Genomic DNA, 26,352 nt, shown 5'->3' on the forward strand with positions numbered 1-26,352 from the left:
CTCGAGGAAAAAGATGAGAATAGAAATTCTCACTTTTTCCTCGAGTTCACCAAGCGAAGCGCGGTAATTTTATCCCGCAAATTTTTAAAATTTCAGGACATTTTCATTTACGGTTGACACACTTATTTTAAAATATCAAAATTAACTGTTTAAACTTGCTATCTTTTGGAGGTCACAGTACAACTGAACCTCTAATTTTTGAGGGTAGATTTTCTGACACTCTTTTTCTAACTAAATAGAGTCATTATTCTCCATATTTAATGAAGTGTTTAAGATATTTATATATAGAAAAAAAAGAATACGGTATCACTATTACAAGTACGGGAATGATTAAAAACCCAGTTTGAATACCAAAAAAATCTAAAATATAAATAATTATTAAAAAGCTACCTACGAGTAAAGTAATAGACGAAGCTCCTACTGCACCTTTTTTTGAATTTCAATCGGGTTGTCTTTAAAATTATTCCCAGCAACTATTCCGTACCATTTTCCTCTTCTAAGTTGAATACCAATGATTATTAATAAAAGACCAATAATAATTAACAAGAACACCACTAGCACTTCCTTTTATCTTTAAAGTAGCAATGTGTAAAATTTTTAAAATTCAATGTTCATAAACTTTCAAGTATATGAATAGAAGTTTTGTCACTCTGAATATACAAATAATTAACTCAAGATGGCAAAATAATTTTGTCAAGTAATATATAAAGCTGATTAGTGTTTATCATCAAGAAATTTTAGAAGATATAACTCTTATTTTAAGAGAGAAATATTTGTTTTAATCGCGAAGAAGATGATACAGGAAACTTTGGACGAATTTTTGCTTACGATGATAAAGATGAACGAGAAGATATTCTTCATCATTTAGGATTAGAAATCACTAATGAGAATATTGAGTGGTTAAAAAATCTACCAAAATATCATTGCCTTTATTTAGATTTACGAGGACGTGTTGGTAAAATGCTTGTCTACTGTCCTTATGAAGAAATCCATCAAATGCTGCAAACGGTCAAAAAAAATACAAGTGCAGATGTGGAAACAACCTTTAGCGCTTAGAAAGGAGCTGCTATGTTACTAAAAGATTTATTTGATATTGACAGTTTCCAATCTTTTTTTGAAAAAGGCGGCTGGTTTAGCATCAATGAAAATTTAAAAAGTGTGCTAAATGCGTTGCTCAATATTGCCTTTGGCTTAATCAAATACCTTGTTCTGGCATTAGATTATGTGATAGACAAACTCTTTAGTTTAAATTTATTAGAAGGAGTATTACCAGATTTATTCTCTACTACCGGTGCTATTTACAACAAATTATTCAGTGTTGTAGGGATTCTCCTTTTTACATTTGTGATTGTCATTTCAGTGAAGGATTTTTTTGAAAAAGGAATCAGCAAGGCATTAATTCGTTTTGGTATATTCACCTTAATCTACGTTGGCAGTATGACCTTCTTTGCCGATGGTGCCAACAAAGTTCAAGAAGTGAATACCCTTTCTCAAAATGTGCAAGGACAGTTAGTTGATTTAACAAGTGGTAGTCTAACAAAAAACACTGGCAATATCAAAGAAAAGTTACTTGGATCAAATCAACAACTAGACGGAACAAGTAATATCCGAAATCTCATTTTTGATGAATTTGTTATTAAACCGTATGCTTTACTCAACTTTGGAAAAACAGACGTATCAAAAGAGCAATTTGAATCCTATCTCGTTAAAAGTGGCGAAACATTTGATCAAAAAAAAGACAGACGAAATTGCAGATAAAATAAAAAAAGACTCCGAAAAAAGTTCTTATCTCACCTCAGATCGTATGACCGAAAAAGTTGCTGTTTTATTAAATACATTTATTATGCTAATCGTGATTGGAACGGCTGTACTAATTATCGGAGTTGCAAACATTTTAATCCAGCTATTAATTTACGGCATCCTCTTTCTCTTTCCTTCAATACTATTTTTAGCTTTGATTCCAAATATGCACCATCTGTTAAAAAATGGCTTCATGTTATTAGGAACACTGTTTGCTTCAAAGATAGGGATTGGATTCGGTTTTGGTCTCTTGTTCTCTATTTTAAATTTGTTAGATACTTTTTTTGTTGTCACAAACATTGTCACTATGATTGTGGGACTGTTTGTCAAAGTTTTGTTGGGGCTATTTATCTGGAAGAATAAAGGACAGATTGTTCGTTCATTGACGAAAGGTAAAGCAGAGTTAAAAGACTTTTCTTTCAACCCAAAACAAGCTATTCAAGAAAGGCAACAACAACGAGCACAAAAAGAAGATCAGCAAAATCGCTATGCTGAACAAGACTATAAAACACAAACCGCAGAAAATGATTATCTTCGATCAGGTATAGAGCTAGATCACGCTTATCGTCAAAATGAACTACAGGATAATTTATTAGTGCAAGCTGGGGAGGAAGAAACTTCTCTTTATCAAACGACAATGCCTTTTGATAAACAACCAATGGAGTCCAAAGAAGAACCACTTCCTACCGATACTTTTGATGCAAACGACTCAGAAGAATCATTTAACTATCCTGTTGAGAAAACTCCTGGTTCTGTCTCAAATACAGAGCCATTACTCGCTGAAACCGCATTACCTACAGAAGAGGTTGATGATCATTTGCTTAGCCCAGATGCTTTAACAGATGAAACAGAAATACCTGTTGAATCAGTCATTGAAACAAGCAATGTAAAGGACGACTCATCAGAAACAGAGCCACACCTCCCTTCTCCAGATTCAGAACAAGAAGCTCAGCAACTAGAAAAAGAAATCAGTCATCTAAGGAAAGAAACCTATACTACGCCAGAATTTAGTGAGGAACAAGCCTATGAAAATGCGTAAGTTATTTCCCTTGCTTTTTTTGGGCTTCTTTTTCGTTTTTTTATGCTCATCGCTGGCAGTAGTTCTTCTACTACACACACAGCCTCCGAAGAAGGACAAAACCTGCCAGAAGTAGTGCTTCGTTAGAAAGATAAAGTCACAAAAGAAGTTACTAAAAATGAAATTCCAGAAGCGGTTCCTTACTTATTAGGAATCATTATGGCAGAATCAGGTGGAAATTCAGAAAAATATCCCGATATAATGCAATGTTCCGAAAGCCAAGGAAAACAACCAAATTCAATTCAAGATCCAAACGAATCTATTGAGGTTGGCGTAAAATATTTTGCAGATATGTGGAAAGGACATCGTGATTACGATGTTTTAAATATTGTACAAGCCTATAATTTTGGCGGTGGCTTTCTAAGTCATTCAGGTAAGAGCTACTCTCTGGATAATGCAATTCAATTCTCAAAAACTCAAGCAGGTGGAAAAACAATCACTTACACTAATCCTATAGCTGTCAGCTTAGGCTATGATTATCGTTATGCGTACGGCAATATGTTTTATGCTCAAATTGTTAAGCAATACATCACGTCTACTTCCAACAACAATAGTCAAGGGAATGCAGCAATTGTAAAGGCAGCACTTAAAGAATTGGATGAAGGAACACATGAGGGTGGAACGAAATATTGGCAATGGTATGGCTTTGATGGACGTGTAGAATGGTGCGCTATTTTTGTTTCTTATAATGCGGAAAAAGTTGGGGTTAAAATGGAACGTTTAGCCTATTGCCCAACAGGTATTGAAAACTTTAAAGCTAAAAATCAATGGCTAGAAGGAGGGAATCTTCCTAAAAGTGGTAATATATCTTTTTTGATTGGGATGGTGATTCTATCAGTGACCATGTTGGGATTGTTGAGAAAGTGGAAAATGAAGTTGTTTACACACTTGAAGGAAATTCTGGTGATATGATTGCAAAACAAAATTATAAAAAAAACAGCCCTTATATTATGGGGTATGGGACACCTTGACTTTATTCACATAGTTTTTCAAAAGTTTTCAATTTAACATAAATTATTCATGTTCAATAAAAATAGCGCAAAATCATATAAAACCCAAATACCTCATGAGAAAATTTGGGTTTTACTTTTTATTCATTTTAGAATTTATGCATCTATCTATGGTTTTCAGCCTTCGAAAACTTCTAATAAAATTGGATCTACATCATTATTTTGAATATCAGTTACAACTTTCAACATAATATCTTTATCTAATTTGCAAGACACAGTCATTCTGTTTTGATTATAGATACCATCTACAATTTCTTGATTTGTTTTTACTTCATCATTTCTTGCTTCTGAAGTAATTTGATTATAATCACCTAATACAAATGCGATTGAATCCCACACCCAGCGATCCCGATCTATCGATTTTTCACCAGAATCAATGACAGAAGTATGATTTTGTATAATTAATGCTAACCATCCGGGAAGATAATTAGCAACAGTGTTAGGAAATACATGTCCGATTATTTCTACACTCATTGATTTATCTGAAATAGAAATATTAGAATCATAGTTTAATGTGTATCGATCTTTTGAAGCGCATACCATTTGTCTCGTATTGTTATTGTAGTCTAAAGCCAGATATGATTTTAATAAATCATCGTTTTTAATGTGAACTACCTTTGGTGTTACCCAATAATCTATTGTTTCAGGAATTGATGATGCCGAAACCTCAGAAAATGGCATTAAAAGGAGTAATACTATCACAAACGCTAACAATGTGCTAATTAATTTTTTCACTATTTATTCACCTTCCTTCATTTTTTTAGTGTGATAATCACGGTTGCTTGTTGATTTTCATTTTTTATGGAGATTAAACCATTCATTTTTTTTATCATCAAATCTGACATATATAAACCTAGCCCAAAATGCTCTTTTTCCCTTTGACATTTATCGGAATAAAATGGAATGAACTCCCCCTTTAAATACTCATCTGAAAATAGAGAATCTGTATTACTAATAGAAATTGTAGTTTCTGAAAGAGTTTGGATAACCGAACATTCAATTTCTCCACCTATGTCTACATGTTCAACTGCATTTGATAAAACATTTTGAATAATCCTTGTAATCATTAGTTGATCACAATATATGGTTATCAAATTGTCTTTGTAATTTTCTCGGATTTTAATTTCATTCATTTTACATAACGAAGAGAACTCTAATATAGTCGAATGTAAAATATCAATTATGTTAAGTTCTTCATATTTCAAAGTATAGCTATCAGTGTTTAAACGAGTTATTTTGAGCAACTCAGTTAATAATTTATCGATTCTAGAAACTTCAGAAGCAATCACAGAACATCTTTCCAGCACAGCGGAATCTTCTGATAACATCTCTAATAATTCAGTTTCAGCATTGATTATAGTTAATGGTGTTCTTACATCATGTGCAATAGAAGAAAATAATTGTTTCTGTACAATTGATTTTTTTCGAGATTCATCTAATAAATTGTTTAATTCAATCCTCATTTTATTGACCTGTCTAGATAATTCACCAAATTCTTTGTCATTAAAATCGGGTAGTGGCGTTGATAAATCCCCCTCTTCAATCTCTTTTAAATGAGTTTCTACTATTTTAAATTTTGACCGAATCGCTCGATATAGTTTAGTAGTAAAAATGCTAAGAAAAATAATAAATAACATAAATGGACTAGCTACTATAAAATATTGAAATACAACATTTATATAATCTACTACCTGATTGCCTGTTGAAAAGGCAGGATAAATCATTAATATTTTGACAGTAGGATAATGATCAAATACTTTAAAAGAATACATTTCATTATTTTCCACAAATGAGTGAGTACCATTAGACGTTTCGTTCAACTTAATACCATTATTTGGAAAATCATCACTTTTGATTTGTTTCTTCCCATCAATAGTTATCAAATATTGAAATTTAGAATCTTTATTGGGAATATCCCTGTTTTCGCCTAATAAAAGATTGGGGATTTCTTTCTCTACAGATTTTAAAAAAGACTCCGAATAAACTTTTTCATAATAATTTCTAGGGAATACAGATAACCAAATTAACCAAAATATAAGTATTACAAAAAACAAAGCAACTGTAGATGTAACTACTTTTATGACCAATAAGTTGAATGAACGCTTAAGTGAATAGTTATTTTTCATATTTAGGCTCCCAAATATAACCCAATCCATATTTGGTCTGTATGTATGAAAAATTAGAATCATGTTCAGCTAATTTAGATCTAATTTTTTTGATGTGTTCAGTAACTGTACTTAAACTACTTTCGCTATCATATCCCCAAATTGTTTCGAAAATTTGATCTTTACTTATAACACTTCCGATATTACTAATTAATTTCTCTATAACTAAATATTCTTTCTTAGGGAATACAACAATAGTATCATTTACAACAATCTGCTTTTTTTCTTTATTCAAAACTACGTTTTGAGTACGGATCATTTTTCGGGGAAGATTGTTTCTATTTTCTCTTCTTAGATGGCTATCTATCTTTACTTTTAACTGCTTTAAGCTAAATGGTTTAGTAATGTAATCATCTCCACCACTTTCTAAACCGCTAATAATATCTTCTTCTAATCCTAAAGCGCTAATAAAAATAATTGGGTATGAAATAGTATCCCGGATACGTTTACAGATATTAATACCATTAATATTGGGCAGCATAACATCCAATAGCATTAAATCAAAATATGAAATATCTATCTCATCTAATTCCTGAAATGAATGAACAACAGTCACTTTATAGTTATTCATTTCTAAATATTGTTTTACCAAATCTGTGATTTGAATATCATCATCAACATAAATAATCTCAATCATAAAAATCTCCACCATTGTTTGTCTAATCAAGTAAAAATACTGCATCCCAATTGGTCTCTTTATTCCCTATCATAGACAAAATAGGAAGCAATACACCAGTTACACCATCAAGTATACCAATAGTATTAATCATTTTCATCTCTTGTTGATTTTGATCGTTTGTATTGTGCTCCCAATTAGGAAATCCAAATGGAAGTTTTTCATCGTAAAAAGATATAGTTTCATTCATCAATCGCTTAGACTCAAGATTGAACGCCTCAATTTTGGTATTTTCATAAAATTTCTTATAAATATATGAGACACCAATATAACCATGGCAAAATGTTGGTGATATAAGCCCAATTTCAGAATCAATAGCTGCTTCCATAGTTTCACAAGCTATATTCAAAAGTTTCTTATTTTTTAAAGCTTGTGAAGCTTTCAATATACTTAGGCACTTTGATCACTCCTTCACATTTTTTATATCAGTAACCGATTACAATTTGAAGTATAAACATAGAATGTAAAGTTTTTATAAACTATCTCTTTTTTTATTTGTTTATAAAAAAGTTATTATTTGTTGTTAAACTAAAATCACTCAATTAGGAGAGGAGCATGGAACATATGGGTTTACTATTAAAAACAGAGAGTTTAACAAAAGAATTTAGCAGACAAGTCGTTGTTAATTCACTCTCTATAAGTGTAAAAAAAAATTCGATTTATGGTTTAGTTGGGCCAAATGGAGCTGGAAAATCAACAACCTTAAAAATGCTAACAGGTAGTTTAAAACCTACAAGTGGGGAAATAATAATTACTGAAGAAGCAAATAATATTCCTACAATTGGATCATTGATTGAAGATCCTGCATTGTATAAGAACCTAACAGCTGAAGAAAATCTTTTAGTTTTAGTAAAACTTTTTGGGTTGAAAAAAGAGCGAATTAAAGAAGTTTTACATCTTGTTGATTTAGAAAATACTGGGAAAAAAATCGTTGCTAAATTTTCTCTAGGAATGAAGCAACGACTAGGCATTGCAGCCGCATTAATAAGACAACCTGAATTACTCATTTTGGATGAACCCACAAACGGTTTAGATCCCATTGGCATTAAGCAACTTCGAGATTTAATTAAGTCCTTTCCTAAGCTTGGAATTACAGTTATAGTGTCCAGTCATAATCTAAATGAAATTCAGCATATGACTAACTACGTTGGAATTATGAATGCTGGTAGTTTGAAATATGAAGGGACGATACCTGACAATACTAATTTAGAAGATTTCTTTCTGGACAGAATAGACTCTGAAGGAGATGTGGTGAAAACAAAATGAAAAACTATATAGCCGCTGAATATATCAAGGGAAAACGTTCTTTCAGTCATTTTTTCTTTATGTGGTTCCCACTGATGGTTGTACTAATCTGTATTCCATTTTCTCAATTTATGTATTTCGATATAAATTTTTTTGTACCCCTCATTTATAACTGGTGGCCAACACTTTTTTTACCCATAGGATTGGCAGTTTTGGGTTATCAATCAATACAAAGAGAAAAGGAAACTCACACTCAGAATTATTATTATTTGTTAAACCAAAATATGTTCTGGAAAACAAAATTAATTACCTTAGCAACTTACTCATTGACAGCTAACATTTTGATAGCTCTTTTGACCATAATTTTAGAGTTCATCATGTATGATTCATCAAATATTATCATTACGAATGTATTATTAGCATCACTAGTTCTCTGGATCACTACATTATTTATTATTCCACTCTCAATTTTATTGGCACAACTAACAACACCAATTTTATCAATTATTGTAAATCTTTTTGGTATTGTAACAGGCATTTTCACCGCGGTAGGAAACCATTGGTATATAAGTCCTTGGGGATGGTCACTACGTTTGATCACTCCAATAATTAGAACAAATCCAAATGGCACGTTACTACAAGAAAATGATCCGTTAAACTCTACTTCAATAGTCTACCCTGGGCTTGGACTTGCTCTTTTGATTTTCATTATTCTTTATATAAGTGTTCCACTAATCTTATCTCGAACTAGGGAGAGTGAATAATAATGACTTTTTCTTTTAGTGCCGAATGGCTTAAAACAAAAAATTCACCTTTTAGAACAACTTTGTATAGCTTTCCAATCTTGTTTAATCTATTAATTTTTGGATACATCTTTTTTACACACCAAAGAGTATCCGAAAGTAGCTTTTATTCTAATTACTTTTCTATTCTCAATTTCTTATTACCTTTTACTGTAAGTTTCATAGTAGCATTAATGAATAACTGTGAGCGAGAAGCTGGAAACTTCAAAAACATCTTTGGATTAAATCATCACTATTACTTTTTATTATCTCAAAAGTTTATCTTTTCGTATTTAGTGATTAGTTTTGTATTTCTATTTAATTCGTTCCTCACAATTATGTTACTTAAGTTTACATTCAATGTATCTTCTATTGTTTTCTACTCTCATTTTTTTTACGGTTTTGCCTTAACATGGATATCTTTTATAACTTCATATATAATATACTTTTTCCTTAGCATCATTTGTAGTCTTATTACGACTCTTTTTATAGGATTGATCTCCTCGTTATTAACAGCTATAGTAGGTCTAACAGCCTTAGGCAATGGAATTTGGATACTCTTTCCTTTTACATGGGGAATCCGCTTTATTACAATAAGCATTAACAATAAATCCCTAGTTGATTTTTTTTATGAACACACTAATTTCAGCTATGTTCTTTTGGTCTCCCCAATAATTTGCTTTCTTGTATTCATAATTATTTGTGTATCTTTATTCAGAAAATAGTCTGTTGATATAAATAACTATCGTCATCTAATTTTAATTTAATGAAACAGCCAAAAGACTATCAAAATATAATTGATAGTTTTTTTGTTGTTATTAGATAGCTTTAAAACCTTTTATTAATAAAGAGGTGATTATTTTGAATTTATTAGAAGAAAAAAGAGCGTTGATGAAGCTTATAGTTGAACTGATCCATGAAAGAAAAGCAATTACCAGTCTTTATGGGGCAATCGAAAAACGATTAAACCAAATAGAAGAAATTGAAAATACTATTTCTGAAGGACCACCGTACACTAAGACGACTATTATTCCAAAGAAAGAAATTGATTACGCAAAATTTAATGATCAAAAAATAAAGCCTTCTTCTATCCCCTATGACATTATTTCTAAGGATATTTGCGATGTCCTGAAAACTTCTGGTATACCAATGAATGCCTCACAAATTTATTCTGTAGTCACTAAAAATCTACATTTCAATTTAGGTTATAAAAACCTAGTAAATAACATTTTACCAAAAATGGTAGACGATAATAACTTGCCTGTTGAAAAAGTTCATAGAGGTTTTTGGCAGTATAGACATACGGAAAAATCACATAGATAAAGGAGGTAGTTTACATGGCCAGTACTCCAAGCGATAACAAACTAAAAAAATACATTCATATAGGTATACACTATCATGCAAACAACTATTATAGAAAAAAGAGGAACTACTCCACTCGACTACTCCTTACCGATTTTCAAGATATCATGCTCGATTCTTCTTACACAGATAACTATTTTAATATTACCAATATGCCATTACTTGACTTGAAAAACCTTGAAACGTATTTTGAAAATGAAATGCTTATGAAAGCAATCAAACAACTTAATATTAAAGAAAAGAGATTTCTGCTAGAAAAATATGTTATAAAAAAAAGTGATACTGAACTTGCACAAGAAAAGGAAATATCACAGCAGGCAATTTCTATTTACAAGAAAAGGTTATTAGAAAAGTTAAAGGGGTTAATGAAAAGATAATCTCCGATTCGTTCATATACGAGCTCCTCCCTCCCATAGAAAATTAATAAATTACCTATGGGAGGAATAGAATATGGAAACTCTTACTTCTTTAGCAATTAAAGCTCAAAAAGGTGATCGTGAAGCAATGGTGCATTTATACCAACAGTTTCAACCACTTGATTTTGATAAAAATACGCTCAAAATGAATGGTAACATTACTTTTAAAGAGCTTTACGAAGAATTTATTGAACAATACCGCTTGAAAGTGAAACCTTCTACTATCATGATAACAAGAAGAGTGATTGAAGATCATGCATTGGAATATTTTGGTGATAAAGTGCTGAAAGATATTTCCGTACGATTTTGTACTCAAGTCAATCGGCGTTGGATTAGAGATGGATATAAACAAGCCTATTATTTTCGGCGAGCTGTTGCTCAGATTTTGTAATATGACGTACAGCAGGAACTTATCCATGAAAACCCAATGCGAAAAACCGAACCAATCAAACGTCAAGAAATTGATGAAAATTCAGTGGCTACAGAAACAATGACTGTTTATACACCAAAAGAATTAGCTATTTTCCTAGAATCCTGTAAAAAACATGGCAACATGAAAATAGAGACTTACTTTCGTGTTCTATCTTATACAGGCGCCAGAAAGTTAGAAATACTTGCATTGGAATGGAATGACATTAATTTTGATAGTAAAAAATTGACGATCAGTAAAACCTTAGCTGAGGTTGAAAGCAGTCCTAATACTAAAGTGACTAAAGTAGCTAGCCAAAGTGCTAAAACAACTGCTGGAAAAAGAACAATCTCGATTGATACAGAGACAATGACAATGTTGAAGAAATGGCAAATCAGACAAAAATTCGAGTTTAATATTTTAGGCTTCAAAACAACCGATAAACATCAACTTGTCTTCGCAAATAGAGAAAATAAATTTTGTCGTCCTGGTCAAGCCAATGATTGGTACGATGTAATTGCAACTAAATACAATTTAAAACGAATTACTCTTCATGAATTTAGAAAGACACATGTCTCTCTTTGCGCAATGGCCGATATGAGCTTAGAGGATATTATGTATCGTGTCGGTCATAAAGATTCTAAAATGACTCGTCAGGTCTATAACTACTTCTATCCTGAACGTGAAGAACGAAGTGCAGATCGATTCGCACAATTCATTGAAAAAGAGAAATATTTGTTTTAAACGCCGTTGTAGTTAGTTTTGTAGTTAGTTTGCTTTTTCTAAAAAAAGAAACGTTAGAAACATTGATAAATCAACATTTCTAACGTTAAAATTGAGATTACCCAACACTGCCTTCCATCTCATAAGCGATCAGACGATTCAACTCGACGGCGTATTCTAATGGCAATTCCTTGGCAAAAGGTTCGACAAAGCCCATGATGATCATTTCAGTCGCTTTTTCTTCGCTAATACCACGACTCATTAAGTAAAAGAGCTGTTCTTCAGAAATACGTGATACCTTGGCTTCGTGCTCAAGTGAAACATTCGAGTTATGTACTTCATTGAAAGGGATGGTATCTGATTTTGATTTTTCATCCATAATAATAGTATCGCACTCTACGTGGGATTTAGCTCCATCAGCTTCAGGCCCAAAGTACAACTGCCCCATATAATCGACATTTCCCCCATCTTTAGCAATCGATTTGGAAACAATGGTTGAGGAAGTGTTTGGAGCATTGTGATAGATTTTAGCTCCAGAATGTTGATGTTGTCCCTCGCCGGCAAAGGCAATCGATAAAACAGTACCTCTTGCACCCTCTCCATTTAAACGACATGAAGGGTACTTCATGGTCTTATAAGAGCCTAAGTTGCCGTCCACCCATTCCAAGGTGCCACCTTCTGCAACGGTTCCCCGTTGGGTAACTAAGTTATAAACGTTGTTAGACCAGTTTTGGATGGTCGTATACCGGCAAGTAGCATTTTTCTTAACTACGATTTCCACCACCCCAGTATGCATGGAAGTAGCGGAATAAGTTGGAGCAGTACAGCCTTCCACATAATGCACGCTGGCTCCTTCATCCACAATAATTAAGGTGCGTTCAAATTGTGCCACACTCGAATTGTTTAAACGGAAATAGGCTTGAAGTGGCATATCAACTTTAACCCCTTTAGGAATATAGATAAAAGATCCACCACTCCAACAAGCTGAGTTTAAGGCTGTTTGAAAGTTTTCATTGGGATGAATGACTGAGGCAAAATGTTCTCTAAAAAGTTCGGGATGGTCTTTTAAAGCAGAGTCGGTATCGGTAAAGATTATGCCTAATTTATCCACTTCGTCTTTCATTCGCGAATATACGGTTTCTGATTCATACTGAACACTGGTTCCAGCTAAGAAAGCCCGTTCGGCTTCTGGCACACCTAGACGTTCAAAAGTTTCTTTAATTTTGTCTGGCACCTCATCCCATGTACGAACAGGTTGGTCGGTTGCTTTTAGATAGTAGATATAATCGTCGAAATTTAAATCAGATAAATCAACGCCCCAGGTAGAGACTTTTTTATTGCGGAAAGTTTCATAAGCTTTTAACCGGAAGTCAAGCATCCACTCGGGTTCATCTTTTTCTTTTGAAATCGTACGGATGACTTGCTCATTAAGTCCTTTTCCAGTCGAAAAGAGGATTTTAGCATCGTCTTTAAAACCGTATTCGTATTCACCTAATACAGGAACTTCTGACATTATTCATCTTCCTTTCTTTCAATGCCATCTTGATGGAGCAATTGTTCATTGCGGTTTTGATCGAGTCCGTACTCGACGGCTCGCCAAGAAAGAATGGCACATTTATAACGGGCTGGAAAATTTTTGACGCCAGCCAAAATAGCTGCATCTTTTAATTGTTTGCGTAATTCAGCTTCATCTTTTTCTTCTTCATCGTTACCGATTGTTCCACCTACTAATTGATTGAAGTCATGCACTAATTGGATGGCTTCATCAACCGTTTTACCAATCATTAAATCGGTCATCATACTGGCTGAGGAAATAGAAATGGTGCAACCTTCACCATTAAAAGCAATTTGTTCAATCTGATTATCTTTAACAATCATATCCACAGTAATGGCATCACCACAAGTTGGGTTGAGTAATTGCATTTGATGGGTAGGTTTTTCTAAATGCCCTCGATGATGAGGGTTTGAAGAATGGTCAAGTACAATCGTACGATAGAGTTGGTCTAATCGACTAAGTGCCATAAGTGAAAAACTCCTTTATTTCTTTGGTAGCTTCTATAAAACGGTCGACTTCTTCAAGAGTATTATAAACCATCAGGCTGGCTCTTAAAGTGGCTGGAGTTTCAAGCAGACGCATCAAGGGTTGAGCACAGTGGTGTCCTGCTCGGACTGCGATCCCTAATTGATCATAACCTGTTGCAGCATCATGCGGATGGACTCCCTGAATATTAAAAGAAAGAATACCATGACTTTTAGCCGATTCAGGAGTATAAAGAACGACGTCCTCTAACTCTTTCATTCCTTGATACAGTCTATCGCCTAATAATTTCTCTTGGGCTTGAATTTGATCAAAGCCAATAGCTTCAATCCACTGAATTGCTTGAGTCAACCCAACCACTTGAGCGATTGCCTGGGTGCCGGCTTCAAACTTCCATGGAGCTTGTTTGTAGTTGGATTGAGTATCCTCTACTAGGTGAATCATCTCACCACCGAAGCTAACCGGTAAGCAGCTTTCATGATGTTCTTTAGCTAAATAGGTGATCCCCAATCCCATCGGACCATACATTTTATGGCTTGAGAATGCATAGGCATCAACTTCCCATTCCTTCAAATGTAAACGAATATGTGGACTGGCTTGAGCGCCATCAACAATCAAAAGGGCACCTTGTTGGTGGGCCCATTGACTGAGAGCTTGAATGGGTTGCTGTACACCTAACACATTTGAAAAGTGTTGAATAACAATTGCTTTGACTGGCTGATCTTTATACTTACGTGATAAAGCTTCTACATCCACTTGATAATCAGCAGTTAGGTCCATAAATTTGAGCTTAGCTTCGGTGCGTTTACATACTTCTTGCCAAGGCACTAGGTTGGAATGGTGCTCTAAGCGCGTTGTGAGTATGATATCTCTATCTTGAAGGCGTGGTTCGATGAGTCCACGAGCAATTTTGTTGATGCTATCGGTTGTCCCTGAGCTAAATGAGATGCAGGCACTGGCTTCTGCCCCGACAAAAGCCGCAATTTTTTCACGACCTTTTTCAAAGGCTTGGGTAGCGCGCTCACTTAGGGTATGTACGCCGCGGTGAACATTGGCATTATCCTGTTGATAATAGGCAACAATTGCCTCGACCACTGATTGAGGGGTCTGGGAAGTCGCCGCATTATCAAAGTAAATAAGTGGCTCATCATTAACGATTTGATCGAGTATAGGAAATTCTTGACGAACTTTTAAAAGATTTTGTCTAGTCAAGGCTATCACCTGAATTTATGCTTTCTAATTTTTGGTCTAAAGCATCAATCATCATTTGTCTTCTCTCAGGATCTTTAATTTGATTTAAAGTTTGCATTAAGAAGCCACGGATGACTAGATATTCTGCTTTAGTGCGATTTACTCCACGAGTCATTAAATACCATAATTGACTGTCATCTACCTTGGATACGGAGGCAGCGTGTCCTGCAGTCACTTCAAATTCATCAATTAAAAGAATGGGGTTAGCATCACCACGGGCTTGATCAGAGAGCATGAGTAAACGGTTTTCTTGTTGAGCATCCGCGTTTTTAGCATTTTTGAAAATTTTGCCAATACCATTCATTGTCAGGACTGCTTGGTCTAAGGCAACACCTCTTTGGTTAATGTGTCCAATGGAATGGTTGCCATAATTACTGATTTTGGTGTCTAAAATTTGTTTAAAGTTTTGATTAGAAATAGCCACTTCGGATAAATGAGCGTGTGAACCTTTACCTTTTAAATTAGAAGCTAAATCGACAATCGTTGCTCCATCATTAAATGAACCAATTGACCATTGAATATGAGCGTCGTTCTTAGCCAAAGCATGGCGACGAATATAGCTAGCTTGGTCGGTTTTCGTTTGATCAATAGCCATATAATGCAAGTTTGCTCCATCTTCGAGGATGATTTCTACTGTGTAGCTTTGACTATGGTTAGCCACTTGATTTTGTTTTAGTTTTTCAAAAAAAGTAAACTGACTGTTTTTGCCAACGGCAAGTAGTAGATATTGATGGGCTCCATCATCGAAATTTTGCTCCCATTCAAAGGTTTCATTGCCTTGATAGTTATCAGGAACATAAATCAAGGTGCCGTGATTTAAATGAGCTAATTGGAAAGCAGAAACTTTATCTTGATTAGCAGGAACTGCTTGGAATAAATACTTTTTTAAAAGTTCTTCGTGATCAGTTTGAGCGCTTTGCCAATCAGCAATGATAAGGTCCGGATGAGTAGCTAATTTTCTTTCAGCTACTGAAAGCCTACTTTGAGCTTCAACAAATAAAGGCCAGGTTTCGATCTTTGCTCGTTCGATGGTGGGAAGTCTTGTATTCTCGAATGCTTGTTGACTTTGGTCAAAGATATCCTTAAGCCAGTTGACAGTTGGTGCGAATAATTGTTGAGTCATCTTTTCACCTACTCTTCATTTAATTCAATGCCGTTTTCGAGAGCTATCTCTTTATACCCTTTGGCTTCTAATTCTAGGGCTAACTCAGATCCACCTGATTTCACGATGCGTCCATCCATCATAATATGAACAAAATCTGGCTCAACATAGTTCAAAAGGCGTTGATAGTGGGTAATAATTAAAGCGCCAAAATCTTCACCACGTAAAGAGTTGATGCCTTTGGATACAACTTGTAAAGCGTCAATATCTAAGCCAGAATCAATCTCGTCTAAGAGAGCAAAACGAGGTTCGATCATTAACATTTGAAGGATTTCATTGCGTTTTTTTTCGCCCCCTGAGAATCCTTCATTCACATAACGTTCAACCATTTCATCAGACATATCTAAAAGCGCCATTTTTGCATCTAATTTGTCTAAGAATTCAAAAATAGGCATCTGATCATCTTCTTTACGGCGTGAGTTGATGGCTTCACGCATAAGAGTGGCATTAGTAACACCTGAAATCTCACTTGGGTATTGAACGGCCATAAACAGACCGGCTCTAGCACGCTCATCGACTTCCATTTCTAAGAGGTCAACACCATCAAGTAGAACTTGGCCTTGTGTAACTGTATAGTCAGGGTGCCCCATGATAGCTTGTGAAAGAGTAGACTTACCTGTTCCGTTTGGTCCCATAATAGCATGCACTTCATTAGTGTTAATTGTTAAATTAACACCTTTTAATATTTTTTTATCTTCAATTTCTACGTGTAGATTTTTGATTTCTAGTGTGGACATAAACTCGCTCCTTCTAATCATTTTCACAAGCTATATTCTACCATAAATTGTGAAGATTAAAATCTTGAATTTTAGAGTATCTATTTAGGCAGATTTTAAAAGCATTCGCCAAGCAGTGACAAATTCGATATAATAAGTTTACTAAATGGAGGAGGCTATAAATAATGAGTTATCAGGCATTATACCGTGTTTGGCGACCGCAATCTTTTGATGAATTAGTCGGGCAAGAAATGATCGCCCAAACTTTGAGGAATGCGATTGCTAAACAGCAATTAAGCCACGCCTATCTCTTTTCAGGTCCAAGAGGAACGGGTAAAACTTCTGTTGCTAAGATACTTGCAAAAGCGGTCAATTGTCCTAATTCAACGGATGGAAATCCTTGTAATGAATGTTCTATTTGTCAAGGGATTACTTCAGGAGAGATTAGTGATGTGATTGAGATTGATGCGGCATCGAATAACGGAGTTGATGAAATTCGTGACCTGAGAGACCGTGTTCGCTATGCTCCTACACGTGCCAAGAATAAAGTATATATTATTGATGAGGTTCATATGTTAACAACTGGTGCCTTTAATGCACTCTTAAAAACATTAGAAGAGCCTCCTGCCAATGTAATTTTTATACTTGCGACGACGGAGCCTCATAAAATACCGGCCACTATTTTATCAAGAACTCAGCGCTTTGACTTTCAACGGATTAAAGACCTTGATTTGATTAGAAGGATGCAATATATTTTGGACCATGACCAACAAGACTATGATCTTGAAGCGTTGAAAGTTATTGCTCGAGCAGCTAACGGTGGAATGCGGGATGCTCTAAGTCTACTAGACCAAGCGCTTTCTTATGGGCAAGATCACCTAGAACTTGAAACGGCTTTGTTAGTATCCGGTTCTTTTGCTCAAACCGTTTATGTTCAATATATTCAAGCGCTTGCTCAATCACGAGTAGAAGAAGCCTTGCAGATCTTGGAAGAACAATTACAAGAGGGAAAACAGGCTGGGCGATTTATTGAAGAACTGATTTTATTTGCTAGAGATGTCCTTTTAAGTTTATTTTCAATTAAGAACCATACACTGCTAACTGACCAAGAATTACAGCCATTGAAAGAAAATGTTGAGCCAGCATTCTTTTATCAGTTAATTGACTTTTTGAATCAAGCGCAAAATAAGATGCGTTTTTCTACACAACCAGAAGTTTATTTAGAAGTTATGACGGTTCAATTAGCACAATTAGGGCAGGACCTACTTCTAAGAGAAGAAGTAGAGCAAGTAGAGCCTCAAATGTCTGGACAGATAGAAAGTCAGATTAGACTGTTACAAGAGGAACTAGAAAAACAAAAAAAATTACTTGCTGAACTTATAAATAATCAAAAAAGTACTACTCAAGGAGTTAATAATCAAACGGAATTAACTCCGCGTAAAAAGCCTGATTTTGCTCAAAAAGATTATGTGGTCGACTTACATGCGATTTATAATGTTTTGAATCAAGCAACTAAAGAAGATATTAACCATTTAAAAAAAGAGTGGTCAGCTATTTTAGCTGAACTAGCTCCTAACCAAAGAGTTCGCTTGAATAATACTAGACCGTTAGCGGCAGGGCCAGACTGCGCTTTGATTTCCTTCGAAGACCAAAATTTATGCGCGATTGTTCAACATGATAGTCATTTAATGGATCAGGTGAATAATATAGCGAGTCAGCGTTTAGGTAAGGCGATTCACTTCACTTATTTGTGGCAGGCTGATTGGTCTGGTATTCGAAGGGATTACAAAATCTTGTTTGAACAAAATGGTAGAAAGCCGATAGAACTAGCTAAAAAGTTATCAAAAGTTCAAGAAAGTATAACTCCGTCAGAAGGAACTATTGATTCGCTACAAAATGATCAGACAGATTCGCAGGACAATCCCCCAGGTCACATTAATCAGGATAATTTATCAGAAATTGATCAAACTGAAAAAAATAGGCCTCAAAATGAAGAGTTAGAATCAATTGAAGCTCAATTACCTGAGCCGGCAGAAGATGTAGCAGCTTTATTCCAACGGAGTCAAATTCACCATATTGAAGAGGGAGAAAGTTCAAGTATTCAACCGGCGGATGGGCAAACGGGATTTTTTGATATAGAGGATACTCAGGAGCAAGAGAATCCAGCGGTCCAAAAAGCCATCGAACTCTTTGGTGAAGAAAATATCACTATTTACAATGATCGTTAAGAAAATTAGTTGGTGATGAATTTAATTAATTCTTTAAGTATCACTTTTACTGCTGAAATAATATGAATTACAATTGATAGTTAGTCAATAGAGAATCCAAGTGTTTAAGCGCTTGGATTCTTTTGGTTTATTAATACTTTACGAATGGTATGAGGTGGAGTATGAGTTGAGGTGAATTTGAATTATTTAATTTGATTATAAAAGACTTCTTTTGTAGTCGAAAGAAGTTATTGCCGTATGCTATAATTGAAGCGTAGTCGAAATAAAAGACAAATTTTACAATAATATTGAAACAATGGAAGGAAGATGCAAAATGATGCCAAATATGAACAATATGATGAAGCAAGTTCAGAAGATGCAAAAAGAGATGGAGAAAACACAAAAAGAACTAGAAGCTAAAGAATTTATGGTGGAGGATGCACAACAATTAGTTAAAGTGGTTATGACTGGTAAAAAAGAAATCAAAGAATTAACCATTAAACCAGAACTAGTTGATCCAGAAGATATCGAAATGTTGCAGGACGTAGTTTTAGCAACAATTAACCATGCGATTCAAGAAGTTGAACAAACAACACAAGACCAAATGGGCCAATTCACCAAAGGGCTAAACTTGCCTTTCTAGTAGTAAGAAAAGAAAGGGGGAGTTGGAATGGATTATCCATCACCCATTGCCAAATTAATAAATAGCTTCACTAAATTACCAGGTATCGGAAGTAAAACAGCCGCTCGTCTAGCTTTTTATGTTTTAGAAATGTCTGAAGCAGATGTTTCTTACTTTGCTCAGGCCTTGATAAACGCTAAGCGTGATCTTAAATATTGTTCGGTTTGTGGAAACATTACTGATACAGACCCATGTATGATTTGTAGTGATTCGTCAAGAGATCGATCGATTATTTTAGTTGTTGAAGATAGTCGTGATGTGATGTCGATGGAAAAAATGCAAGAATTTCACGGATGCTATCACGTCCTGCAAGGTGTACTCTCGCCTATGGAAGGCACAGGACCTGAGGATTTAAATATTGCCTCACTAATAAAGAGACTTCAAGATGAAGAAGTGAAAGAAGTGATTGTAGCTACTAATGCCACTGCTGAAGGTGAAGCGACAGCCATTTATTTATCAAGGTTGATTAAGCCGGCCGGCATAAAAGTAACGCGTCTCGCTCATGGATTATCAGTGGGATCCGATATCGAATACGCAGATGAAATGACCCTCTTTCGTGCCATTGAAGGCCGAAGAGAGTTATAATAAAGGAGTATCAAATGCCAAAAGGGAAGTTTATTGCGTTTGAAGGACCAGATGGATCAGGGAAAACCTCGATTATCAAAGTTTTAGGTCCAATGCTTGAAAAAGAAGGTGTAGAAGCAGTATTTACTAGAGAGCCAGGGGGCAGCCCGATAGCTGAGCAAATTCGCGAACTCATTTTAGATATTAATAATACAGCTATGGACTATCGAACAGAGGCCTTACTATATGCAGCAAGTCGTCGGCAACACTTGAGTGAAACAATTTTACCCAATGTTCAAGCGGGGAAAATGGTGATTAGTGACCGTTTTGTGCTGTCTTCATTAGTCTATCAGGGCGTTGCAAGAGCAATCGGTTTAGAGGCCGTTTGGCAGATTAACCAGTTCGCCATTGAAGACCACTTACCAGACCTTACTATTTTAATAGATGTTCCTGCTGACATAGGTTTGGAGAGGATCGAGAAAGCTCGTGGTAGTAGACAGTATGATCGCCTCGATCGGGAGGCACTTGCCTTTCATCAACGAGTCAGACAAACCTATCTCGACTTGATACCTCAATGGGAAAATATTGTGGTAATTGATGGTAATCAAAGTGTAGAACAAGTTAGCTTGGAGTGCTTCGAAACTCTAAAAAAACGTGGTATGATTAAGTAATAATACATCAGGAGGGATAATATGAAATTACTAGTAGCGATCGTGCAAGATCAAGACCAACAAGTTTTGGGGAAGGCTTTATTAGAAAATGATATTCGTGCGACAAAATTATCTTCAACTGGAGGTTTTCTTCGTTCAGGTAATACAACATTCTTATTAGGAGTAGAAGATGAGCGAATTGAGGAAGTGCTTGAAGTTATTAAAGCTTCATGTCAGTCTCGTGAGCAATATATTTCAACACCTATCCATCTAGATATGAATTTGGAAGTTTCAAATACTTACCCATTAAAAGTTGAAGTTGGTGGAGCGACTGTTTTTGTTCTACCTATTGAAAGTTTCTTCCATTTCTAAGAGACAAGCATTTGAAAGAGGGAGTCTATGCGGTTAGAAGCTGCCAAAAAGCATTTTAATCTATTGATACAACATAAGCGACTCGCTCACGCTTATTTATTTACTGGCGAATTAAACCCAGCAAAAAAAGAATTAGTGGATACAATTACTCAAGCCCTTGTTTGTAAGCATTTTGATGCAGAAGGAAGGGCTTGTTTAAATTGCATGGACTGTCAGAGAATTACTAGGGGTCAGTTTGCAGATTATATGACTATTGAACCCGATGGGCGTAGCATCAAAGTGGATCAGATCCGAGGGCTAAAAGAATGGTTAGGAACGAGTCCGATTGAGGCTGATTTTAAAATTGCTACGATTGAGCAGGCAGATTTAATGGGCCCAGCAGCAGCCAATGCTCTTTTACTTTTTTTGGAAGAACCAAGTCCTAATGTTTATATCTTTTTATTTAGTCGTCAGGCTGAACAATTACTACCGACTATTCAATCGAGAGTTCAGGAAGTGATCTTGGAAGATGATAAAGAACACTCTCAAATTGATCAGATGGTGCAAGCAGGTATTCGTGATCAGCATGCAAGAGTAATGTTAAAGCTATCAGCCAATCGCTTGGAGAATTTAATGGATGACTATGAGGCGGAGTCTTTCGAAGCTTGGCTAAAAGCCATAGAATATTTTTATCAGTTATTGATACAAGAAAACCCTTATGCTTTTGTCGCTATCCAGCAATATTTAAAACCCTATCTTAATTATAATCAAGGCCAAGATGGTCTCGATTATTTAAATTGGTTGAATGCCCAATTGTTATTGAGTCACTATCCATCTAAAGAAAACCACTTAGGAAGTTTACAAAAGAGGGTAAATAGAATTAAAGAGAGAATCGATCATCAAATGAGTCAAACAAGCTATCATAGAATGAATGAGCTCTTAATGGATAGTAAAAAACTCCTTTTGTTTAATGTCACACCACAGTTAGCCTATGAGCGCTTAGCGATTAAAATGTGTGAATGGAAGTAATATGAAGAGAGGTGTTAGCATGTCTGAAATAAAAATTGAAGAACTTCTTATGCAAGTTAACCAAGAGCTGAATCAATTGTTCGAAACGGTTAACACCTTGTCGGAAGAAGTGACACGGTTAACTAATGAAAACAATCGGTTAAGGATGCAGCAGTACCAAGCAGTTGAGCAAATAGAAATTAAGCCATTAAAAGATGAGGAAAATCAAAAAAATCAAGTTATTGATAAATCAGAGCAAACGCTTGAGCATCGTCAAAGTGGGCAAGCTCGTCTTCAAGCCTTCTATAATGATGGTATTCATATTTGTCATCATTATTTTGGTAGTAAGCGTGAAACCAATGAAGAATGTATCTTTTGTCAAGACATTATTGACTCTTTAGGAGAGCAATAGATGACAAAAGAACTGTTTATGCCAAAACTGACTGATGAACAAATACGATTGGTGAAAGATGAAGAACGACTTGATTTTCTGATTCGAGAAAACCGTTATGTAATACAAAATCCAAATTACTTTCCTTTTTCTGTGGATGCCGTTTTGCTGGCGAATTTTATCACATTCAATCAGCGGTCCTCTTCCTCAAGGATAATGGATTTTTGTACAGGCGGTGGCATCATTCCTCTACTTTTATCGCATCGGACAGATGCTAAAATTCAAGCTATTGAGTTGCAAGCAGATATTGCGGATATGGCAAAACGATCGGTTCGATTAAACGGTTTAGAAGAACAAATTGAAATCATCCAGGGGGATTTAAGGCAATTAAAAGCAAATAATCAGCGATTAGATGTTATCAGCTGTAATCCTCCTTATTTTTCGCTCAATGAGGCAGCTAAATTACATTCTAATCCTTATCATGCTATTGCTCGTCATGAAATTCACTTAACTTTAGATGAATGGGTGAGCAAAGCGAGCCAATTACTTAAGCAAAAAGGCAGGCTATTTATTGTTTATCGCCCAAATAGATTAGACGATCTAATGATGAGTTTATTAAATCATCACTTTGCTATCAAACGCCTTTGCTTTGTCCATCCAAAACAAGCTGAAAATGCCAATAGTGTCTTGGTAGAGGCCATTGCCAGGGGAGGAAGACAAGGCGTTCGAGTTGAACCTGCAATTATCGTACATCAAGAAGATGGATCCTATACCCCTATGATGCAGGAGATCTACTATGGAAATCATTAATGATGAAGGGTTCTATTTTTATGTTTTATACTGTCATGACAAAACACTTTATGGAGGATTTACAACCAATCTTAGGCAAAGGTTAGAAGCTCATAATAAGGGCAAAGGAGCGAAGTATACTCGCGTTAAAAAGCGGCAGCCTTTAAAACTAATCTATGTTGAAAAGTGGCCGAATAAGTCTTTAGCGATGTCTGCGGAGTACCATTTCAAACAGTTAAATCGTCCCAAAAAAGAATATTACTTGGCTAAAAACGGTATGGCTAATTTTGATAAGGGTGTTTATATTATTAAAGATTACAGTCAGCATTTGATTTGTCATTTACAAAGAGATTTAAGCTTAAAGGAAGTGAGTGCATTTTGAATATTCAAAAGAGTTATCAAACAGAAAGCTCTTGTCTCTACTTGGTTCCTACTCCAATAGGTAATTTAGAAGATATGACTTTTCGAGCGGTTAGAATTCTTCAAGAAGTCGATCTAATCTTGGCTGAAGATACGCGAAAAACAGGAATTTTGTTGAAGCATTATGATATTAAAACAAGAATGTTTTCTTTCCACGACCACTCGAATCAATCGGAAGTAGATAAGTGGACGGCCTATATTGGAGAGGGACATACGGTTGCCCTAGTCTCAGATGCTGGTATGCCACTAATCAACGATCCTGGCCATCCTCTAGTACAATCCCTACTGGCTAATTCATTAGCCGTAATAAGCCTTCCAGGAGCGAGTGCCGCCATTACTTCTTTGGTTGCTTCAGGTTTACCTGCAAACACCTTTACTTATTATGGCTTTTTTCCAAGAAGTAAAAATGAGCAAGTTGAGTTACTAACAGATATCGGAAGGCGAAAAGAAACGGCTATTTTTTACGAGTCGCCCTATCGATTAAAGCAATCCATTCAGCAAATTAATCAGCTGTTAGGAACGGATACAAAAGTGGTTGTAGCTCGTGAAATCAGTAAAAAGTTTGAGGAATATCTTAGAGGCACAAGCCAAGAACTAATCAATCATTTTGAGGAGCATTCTTTAAAAGGTGAATGTGTCCTTTTGTTGCAGTCTATGGGTCAATTAGATCAAAGGCAAACGCTGCTCAATCCAGACTTAAGCTATAAAGACCAGGTTCAATCTTTAATGGATAAAGAGAAACTTTCAGCCAAAGCAGCCATTAAACAGGTTGCCCAAGCACAAAATGTCAAAAAACAAGAAATTTATGCGGCTTATCATGAATTGGATCTCGACAGAAAGGACTGAGCGGTTTGTTGTATTTTCTGTCTTTCATTTTATTTGTCTCATCCGTTTTGGTCTACGTTTTTAAATGGCGCAAAGTCTCATTAATTGCTTTGCTTTATTTTTCACTCCTGATAGTTTTTTTTGCGATACTTAATGAATCAAGATGGTATCTATTATCACTTATGCGCTATTTATTGTATTTTTCAAGTTCAGGAATTGCTATCATTATTCCCTTTTTTCTTTTGTTGTTAGCCTATTTAATGTTAAGTCGAATAGAAGATGACCGTTCGCTATCAGGCATGCGTATTTTTTTTAATTTGACGATCTCTTTTACTTTTGTTGGGATTGTTATTTTTACAGCATGGGTTGTTATACAAAGAAACTATTATATGACTCGGTTCTTAGCTATTTATACCTTAGTGGCTATGTACTTAATTATTAATTTTTTTCTTTTTATTGTTCTTAACCTTCTCTTGTTACTATTTAAGTTTAAAATGCGATCTAATGATATTTTATTAGTTCTTGGCGCCCAATTAACAGCGAACGGTGAGATGGACAAGACTTTAATTTATCGATTAAAAAGGGCATTAAAAATTTTTAAACAAAGTAGAGCAAAAGGTCAAAAGCTGCATTTAATTGTCAGTGGGGGAAATAGTCACGAAAATATTGCTTCAGAAGCTGAAAAAATGGCGAAATTTTTAATTGCTAATGGTATTGACCATCACTTCATTACTATTGAAGATCAGGCTCGAACGACTAGAGAAAATCTCATTAATATTCAAGAGCTTTTAAATGATTGTTTTCCTGAACGTGGGAAGACGCTCATTGTAACAAGTTACTTTCACCTTTTAAGGACTTATCTTTATGCTTGGCGCTTCGGTTTTGATTTAAGAGTCGTCGGGGTAAGAACCCAATTTGGTCATGGTTTTTTTGCTATTTTAAGAGAATACCTTGCTTTTTTTGTATTAACTAAAGAATTAAATTATTTTTTTATGATTGGATTATTAATTTATGGTATTCGTCAAGTGCTTATGATATTCCAGTAGGAGGTAAAAATGCAAAGATGCCAATGGGTAGCGAATAAGCCTGATTATTATATTCAGTATCATGATAAAATATGGGGAAAACCAGAACATGATGATTTACTTTTGTTTAAATGGTTGGTGTTAGAAACGTTTCATATCGGCTTGTCGTGGCAACTAATTTTATCTAAAGAACAAGCTTTTGAACAAGCTTTTGATCAGTTTGACTACCGAAAGATAGCCAATTATCAAGAAGATAAAGTTGAGGCTTTATTAAAAAACGAAAAGATTATTCGTCATCGCGGTAAGATAGAAGCTACAATAACCAACGCTCAAGCTTTTATCAAAATTCAGCAAGATTTTGGTAGTTTTGATAATTATATCTGGCATTTCACCAACAGACAGCTAGTATTAAGACCAAAAAGTCAGAAAGAACCTAAGACAGCTTCAAAGTTAAGTGATGAAGTCGCTCGTTCCCTAAAAAATTATGGTCTTAAATTTGTAGGTTCAGTAACTATATATTCCTACTTACAAGCTATTGGTGTTATTAATGATCATGATGCCGATTGTTCCTTTCGTTTAAAATAGTAAAAGCCCAATTACTTCCAGT

General features: G+C 35.1%; 28 protein-coding genes and 3 pseudogenes. 21 read left to right on the plus strand and 10 right to left on the minus strand.

The genetic code is table 11. The annotated features are described in order from the left end of the window. Positions 1-417: 417 nt before the first annotated feature. Positions 418-552, minus strand: coding sequence for a hypothetical protein (locus tag ACQV2S_RS05340; RefSeq protein ID WP_428885121.1), 135 nt, complete (start codon positions 550-552; stop codon positions 418-420). A 234-nt stretch (positions 553-786) separates the two neighbouring features. Between ACQV2S_RS05340 and ACQV2S_RS05345 the strand changes: the two are divergent. The 4 genes and pseudogenes from ACQV2S_RS05345 to ACQV2S_RS05360 form a co-directional block, all read left to right on the plus strand. Then, positions 787-1,056 (plus strand): annotated as a pseudogene (locus tag ACQV2S_RS05345) (ATP-binding protein); the annotation flags it as partial. A 12-nt stretch (positions 1,057-1,068) separates the two neighbouring features. After that, positions 1,069-1,758 carry a hypothetical protein gene (locus ACQV2S_RS05350; protein WP_428885122.1) on the plus strand — a complete coding sequence of 230 codons (690 nt, stop codon included), beginning with the start codon at positions 1,069-1,071 and terminating at the stop codon, positions 1,756-1,758. Continuing rightward, on the plus strand, positions 1,724-2,839 hold the full coding sequence (locus tag ACQV2S_RS05355; protein ID WP_428885123.1) for a hypothetical protein: 1,116 nt from the start codon (positions 1,724-1,726) through the stop codon (positions 2,837-2,839). The genes ACQV2S_RS05350 and ACQV2S_RS05355 overlap by 35 nt, the downstream gene beginning before the upstream one ends. Continuing rightward, a pseudogene (locus ACQV2S_RS05360) lies at positions 2,826-3,849 on the plus strand (lysozyme family protein). The gene ACQV2S_RS05355 and the pseudogene ACQV2S_RS05360 overlap by 14 nt, the downstream one beginning before the upstream one ends. Before the next feature lie 156 nt (positions 3,850-4,005). On the opposite strand, the gene ACQV2S_RS05365 reads toward ACQV2S_RS05360, so the two are convergent. The 4 genes from ACQV2S_RS05365 to ACQV2S_RS05380 are packed head-to-tail and all read right to left on the minus strand — an operon-like array spanning position 4,006 to position 7,114. Further along, the gene (locus tag ACQV2S_RS05365) at positions 4,006-4,623 is read right to left on the minus strand and encodes a hypothetical protein (RefSeq protein WP_428885124.1); all 618 of its coding nucleotides are present in this window, start codon (positions 4,621-4,623) and stop codon (positions 4,006-4,008) included. A 17-nt stretch (positions 4,624-4,640) separates the two neighbouring features. Continuing rightward, on the minus strand, positions 4,641-6,014 hold the full coding sequence (locus ACQV2S_RS05370) for a HAMP domain-containing sensor histidine kinase (protein ID WP_428885125.1): 1,374 nt from the start codon (positions 6,012-6,014) through the stop codon (positions 4,641-4,643). After that, on the minus strand, positions 6,004-6,690 hold the full coding sequence (locus ACQV2S_RS05375) for a response regulator transcription factor (RefSeq protein ID WP_168427168.1): 687 nt from the start codon (positions 6,688-6,690) through the stop codon (positions 6,004-6,006). The genes ACQV2S_RS05370 and ACQV2S_RS05375 overlap by 11 nt, the downstream gene beginning before the upstream one ends. A 22-nt stretch (positions 6,691-6,712) precedes the next feature. Next, positions 6,713-7,114 carry a lanthionine synthetase LanC family protein gene (locus tag ACQV2S_RS05380; protein WP_428885126.1) on the minus strand — a complete coding sequence of 134 codons (402 nt, stop codon included), beginning with the start codon at positions 7,112-7,114 and terminating at the stop codon, positions 6,713-6,715. A 179-nt stretch (positions 7,115-7,293) separates the two neighbouring features. On the opposite strand from ACQV2S_RS05380, the gene ACQV2S_RS05385 reads away from it, so the two are divergent. The 5 genes and pseudogenes from ACQV2S_RS05385 to ACQV2S_RS05405 form a co-directional block, all read left to right on the plus strand. After that, the gene (locus tag ACQV2S_RS05385; protein WP_428885164.1) at positions 7,294-7,995 is read left to right on the plus strand and encodes an ATP-binding cassette domain-containing protein; all 702 of its coding nucleotides are present in this window, start codon (positions 7,294-7,296) and stop codon (positions 7,993-7,995) included. Then, a complete protein-coding gene (locus tag ACQV2S_RS05390; RefSeq protein WP_428885127.1) occupies positions 7,992-8,738 on the plus strand; it encodes a lantibiotic immunity ABC transporter MutE/EpiE family permease subunit in 747 nt (248 codons plus the stop codon). The genes ACQV2S_RS05385 and ACQV2S_RS05390 overlap by 4 nt, the downstream gene beginning before the upstream one ends. Positions 8,739-9,617: 879 nt before the next feature. Then, a complete protein-coding gene (locus tag ACQV2S_RS05395; RefSeq protein ID WP_428885128.1) occupies positions 9,618-10,079 on the plus strand; it encodes a hypothetical protein in 462 nt (153 codons plus the stop codon). Positions 10,080-10,093: 14 nt separating this feature from the next. Beyond that, a complete protein-coding gene (locus ACQV2S_RS05400; protein WP_428885129.1) occupies positions 10,094-10,495 on the plus strand; it encodes a hypothetical protein in 402 nt (133 codons plus the stop codon). A gap of 139 nt (positions 10,496-10,634) precedes the next feature. After that, positions 10,635-11,687, plus strand: a pseudogene (locus ACQV2S_RS05405) (site-specific integrase); the annotation flags it as partial. A 97-nt stretch (positions 11,688-11,784) separates the two neighbouring features. Here ACQV2S_RS05405 and sufB read toward each other — a convergent pair. Genes sufB through sufC form a run of 5 tightly spaced genes read right to left on the minus strand, consistent with a single transcriptional unit; the run spans position 11,785 to position 16,854 of the window. After that, the gene (gene sufB, locus ACQV2S_RS05410; RefSeq protein WP_428876587.1) at positions 11,785-13,179 is read right to left on the minus strand and encodes a Fe-S cluster assembly protein SufB; all 1,395 of its coding nucleotides are present in this window, start codon (positions 13,177-13,179) and stop codon (positions 11,785-11,787) included. Beyond that, a complete protein-coding gene (gene sufU, locus ACQV2S_RS05415) occupies positions 13,179-13,688 on the minus strand; it encodes a Fe-S cluster assembly sulfur transfer protein SufU (protein WP_428873106.1) in 510 nt (169 codons plus the stop codon). Before sufU ends, sufB begins: the two co-directional genes overlap by 1 nt. Further along, a complete protein-coding gene (locus ACQV2S_RS05420) occupies positions 13,678-14,916 on the minus strand; it encodes an aminotransferase class V-fold PLP-dependent enzyme (protein ID WP_428885130.1) in 1,239 nt (412 codons plus the stop codon). Before ACQV2S_RS05420 ends, sufU begins: the two co-directional genes overlap by 11 nt. Continuing rightward, positions 14,909-16,078 carry a SufB/SufD family protein gene (locus ACQV2S_RS05425; RefSeq protein ID WP_428885131.1) on the minus strand — a complete coding sequence of 390 codons (1,170 nt, stop codon included), beginning with the start codon at positions 16,076-16,078 and terminating at the stop codon, positions 14,909-14,911. The genes ACQV2S_RS05420 and ACQV2S_RS05425 overlap by 8 nt, the downstream gene beginning before the upstream one ends. Positions 16,079-16,086: 8 nt before the next feature. Beyond that, entirely contained in the window at positions 16,087-16,854 is a 768-nt protein-coding gene (sufC, locus tag ACQV2S_RS05430) for a Fe-S cluster assembly ATPase SufC (protein WP_428873109.1), read from the minus strand. 164 nt (positions 16,855-17,018) lie between these two features. Between sufC and dnaX the strand changes: the two genes are divergently transcribed. From dnaX to ACQV2S_RS05490, 12 genes are all read left to right on the plus strand, one after another. Then, a complete protein-coding gene (dnaX, locus tag ACQV2S_RS05435; RefSeq protein ID WP_428876592.1) occupies positions 17,019-19,061 on the plus strand; it encodes a DNA polymerase III subunit gamma/tau in 2,043 nt (680 codons plus the stop codon). Positions 19,062-19,377: 316 nt separating this feature from the next. Further along, positions 19,378-19,683, plus strand: coding sequence for a YbaB/EbfC family nucleoid-associated protein (locus tag ACQV2S_RS05440; protein ID WP_428873163.1), 306 nt, complete (start codon positions 19,378-19,380; stop codon positions 19,681-19,683). Positions 19,684-19,710: 27 nt separating this feature from the next. Next, a complete protein-coding gene (recR, locus tag ACQV2S_RS05445; RefSeq protein ID WP_428873111.1) occupies positions 19,711-20,307 on the plus strand; it encodes a recombination mediator RecR in 597 nt (198 codons plus the stop codon). A 14-nt stretch (positions 20,308-20,321) separates the two neighbouring features. Further along, complete coding sequence (tmk, locus tag ACQV2S_RS05450) at positions 20,322-20,957, plus strand: dTMP kinase (protein WP_428873112.1); 636 nt, start codon at positions 20,322-20,324, stop codon at positions 20,955-20,957. A gap of 21 nt (positions 20,958-20,978) precedes the next feature. Next, the gene (locus ACQV2S_RS05455; RefSeq protein ID WP_428873113.1) at positions 20,979-21,308 is read left to right on the plus strand and encodes a cyclic-di-AMP receptor; all 330 of its coding nucleotides are present in this window, start codon (positions 20,979-20,981) and stop codon (positions 21,306-21,308) included. Between the two features lie 27 nt (positions 21,309-21,335). After that, positions 21,336-22,316 (plus strand): DNA polymerase III subunit delta', encoded by a 981-nt coding sequence (locus ACQV2S_RS05460; protein WP_428885132.1) that lies wholly within the window; start codon positions 21,336-21,338, stop codon positions 22,314-22,316. A 19-nt stretch (positions 22,317-22,335) separates the two neighbouring features. Beyond that, positions 22,336-22,707, plus strand: coding sequence for an initiation control protein YabA (locus ACQV2S_RS05465; RefSeq protein ID WP_428873115.1), 372 nt, complete (start codon positions 22,336-22,338; stop codon positions 22,705-22,707). Then, the gene (locus ACQV2S_RS05470) at positions 22,708-23,496 is read left to right on the plus strand and encodes a tRNA1(Val) (adenine(37)-N6)-methyltransferase (protein WP_428873116.1); all 789 of its coding nucleotides are present in this window, start codon (positions 22,708-22,710) and stop codon (positions 23,494-23,496) included. Beyond that, positions 23,483-23,857: a GIY-YIG nuclease family protein gene (locus ACQV2S_RS05475; protein WP_428873117.1), complete on the plus strand. Its 375-nt coding sequence runs from the start codon at positions 23,483-23,485 to the stop codon at positions 23,855-23,857. Before ACQV2S_RS05470 ends, ACQV2S_RS05475 begins: the two co-directional genes overlap by 14 nt. Next, positions 23,854-24,741 carry a 16S rRNA (cytidine(1402)-2'-O)-methyltransferase gene (gene rsmI, locus ACQV2S_RS05480; RefSeq protein ID WP_428875231.1) on the plus strand — a complete coding sequence of 296 codons (888 nt, stop codon included), beginning with the start codon at positions 23,854-23,856 and terminating at the stop codon, positions 24,739-24,741. Before ACQV2S_RS05475 ends, rsmI begins: the two co-directional genes overlap by 4 nt. 173 nt (positions 24,742-24,914) lie before the next feature. Next, complete coding sequence (locus ACQV2S_RS05485; protein ID WP_428885133.1) at positions 24,915-25,766, plus strand: YdcF family protein; 852 nt, start codon at positions 24,915-24,917, stop codon at positions 25,764-25,766. Positions 25,767-25,775: 9 nt separating this feature from the next. Next, positions 25,776-26,330 (plus strand): DNA-3-methyladenine glycosylase I, encoded by a 555-nt coding sequence (locus tag ACQV2S_RS05490; RefSeq protein WP_428885135.1) that lies wholly within the window; start codon positions 25,776-25,778, stop codon positions 26,328-26,330. Positions 26,331-26,352 lie beyond the last annotated feature (22 nt).

This window comes from Facklamia sp. P13064 (assembly GCF_050409425.1).
In the GTDB taxonomy this organism is placed as follows: Bacteria; Bacillota; Bacilli; order Lactobacillales; family Aerococcaceae; genus Facklamia.

Coding starts and splice junctions, on each gene's coding strand:
- ACQV2S_RS05350 (WP_428885122.1), top strand. CDS start 1,069: ATGTTACTAAAAGATTTATTTGATATTGACAGTTTCCAATCTTTTTTT.
- ACQV2S_RS05370 (WP_428885125.1), bottom strand. CDS start 6,014: ATGAAAAATAACTATTCACTTAAGCGTTCATTCAACTTATTGGTCATA.
- ACQV2S_RS05375 (WP_168427168.1), bottom strand. CDS start 6,690: ATGATTGAGATTATTTATGTTGATGATGATATTCAAATCACAGATTTG.
- ACQV2S_RS05385 (WP_428885164.1), top strand. CDS start 7,294: ATGGGTTTACTATTAAAAACAGAGAGTTTAACAAAAGAATTTAGCAGA.
- ACQV2S_RS05390 (WP_428885127.1), top strand. CDS start 7,992: ATGAAAAACTATATAGCCGCTGAATATATCAAGGGAAAACGTTCTTTC.
- ACQV2S_RS05400 (WP_428885129.1), top strand. CDS start 10,094: ATGGCCAGTACTCCAAGCGATAACAAACTAAAAAAATACATTCATATA.
- sufB (WP_428876587.1), bottom strand. CDS start 13,179: ATGTCAGAAGTTCCTGTATTAGGTGAATACGAATACGGTTTTAAAGAC.
- sufU (WP_428873106.1), bottom strand. CDS start 13,688: ATGGCACTTAGTCGATTAGACCAACTCTATCGTACGATTGTACTTGAC.
- ACQV2S_RS05425 (WP_428885131.1), bottom strand. CDS start 16,078: ATGACTCAACAATTATTCGCACCAACTGTCAACTGGCTTAAGGATATC.
- sufC (WP_428873109.1), bottom strand. CDS start 16,854: ATGTCCACACTAGAAATCAAAAATCTACACGTAGAAATTGAAGATAAA.
- dnaX (WP_428876592.1), top strand. CDS start 17,019: ATGAGTTATCAGGCATTATACCGTGTTTGGCGACCGCAATCTTTTGAT.
- ACQV2S_RS05440 (WP_428873163.1), top strand. CDS start 19,378: ATGCCAAATATGAACAATATGATGAAGCAAGTTCAGAAGATGCAAAAA.
- recR (WP_428873111.1), top strand. CDS start 19,711: ATGGATTATCCATCACCCATTGCCAAATTAATAAATAGCTTCACTAAA.
- tmk (WP_428873112.1), top strand. CDS start 20,322: ATGCCAAAAGGGAAGTTTATTGCGTTTGAAGGACCAGATGGATCAGGG.
- ACQV2S_RS05455 (WP_428873113.1), top strand. CDS start 20,979: ATGAAATTACTAGTAGCGATCGTGCAAGATCAAGACCAACAAGTTTTG.
- ACQV2S_RS05460 (WP_428885132.1), top strand. CDS start 21,336: ATGCGGTTAGAAGCTGCCAAAAAGCATTTTAATCTATTGATACAACAT.
- ACQV2S_RS05465 (WP_428873115.1), top strand. CDS start 22,336: ATGTCTGAAATAAAAATTGAAGAACTTCTTATGCAAGTTAACCAAGAG.
- ACQV2S_RS05470 (WP_428873116.1), top strand. CDS start 22,708: ATGACAAAAGAACTGTTTATGCCAAAACTGACTGATGAACAAATACGA.
- ACQV2S_RS05475 (WP_428873117.1), top strand. CDS start 23,483: ATGGAAATCATTAATGATGAAGGGTTCTATTTTTATGTTTTATACTGT.
- ACQV2S_RS05490 (WP_428885135.1), top strand. CDS start 25,776: ATGCAAAGATGCCAATGGGTAGCGAATAAGCCTGATTATTATATTCAG.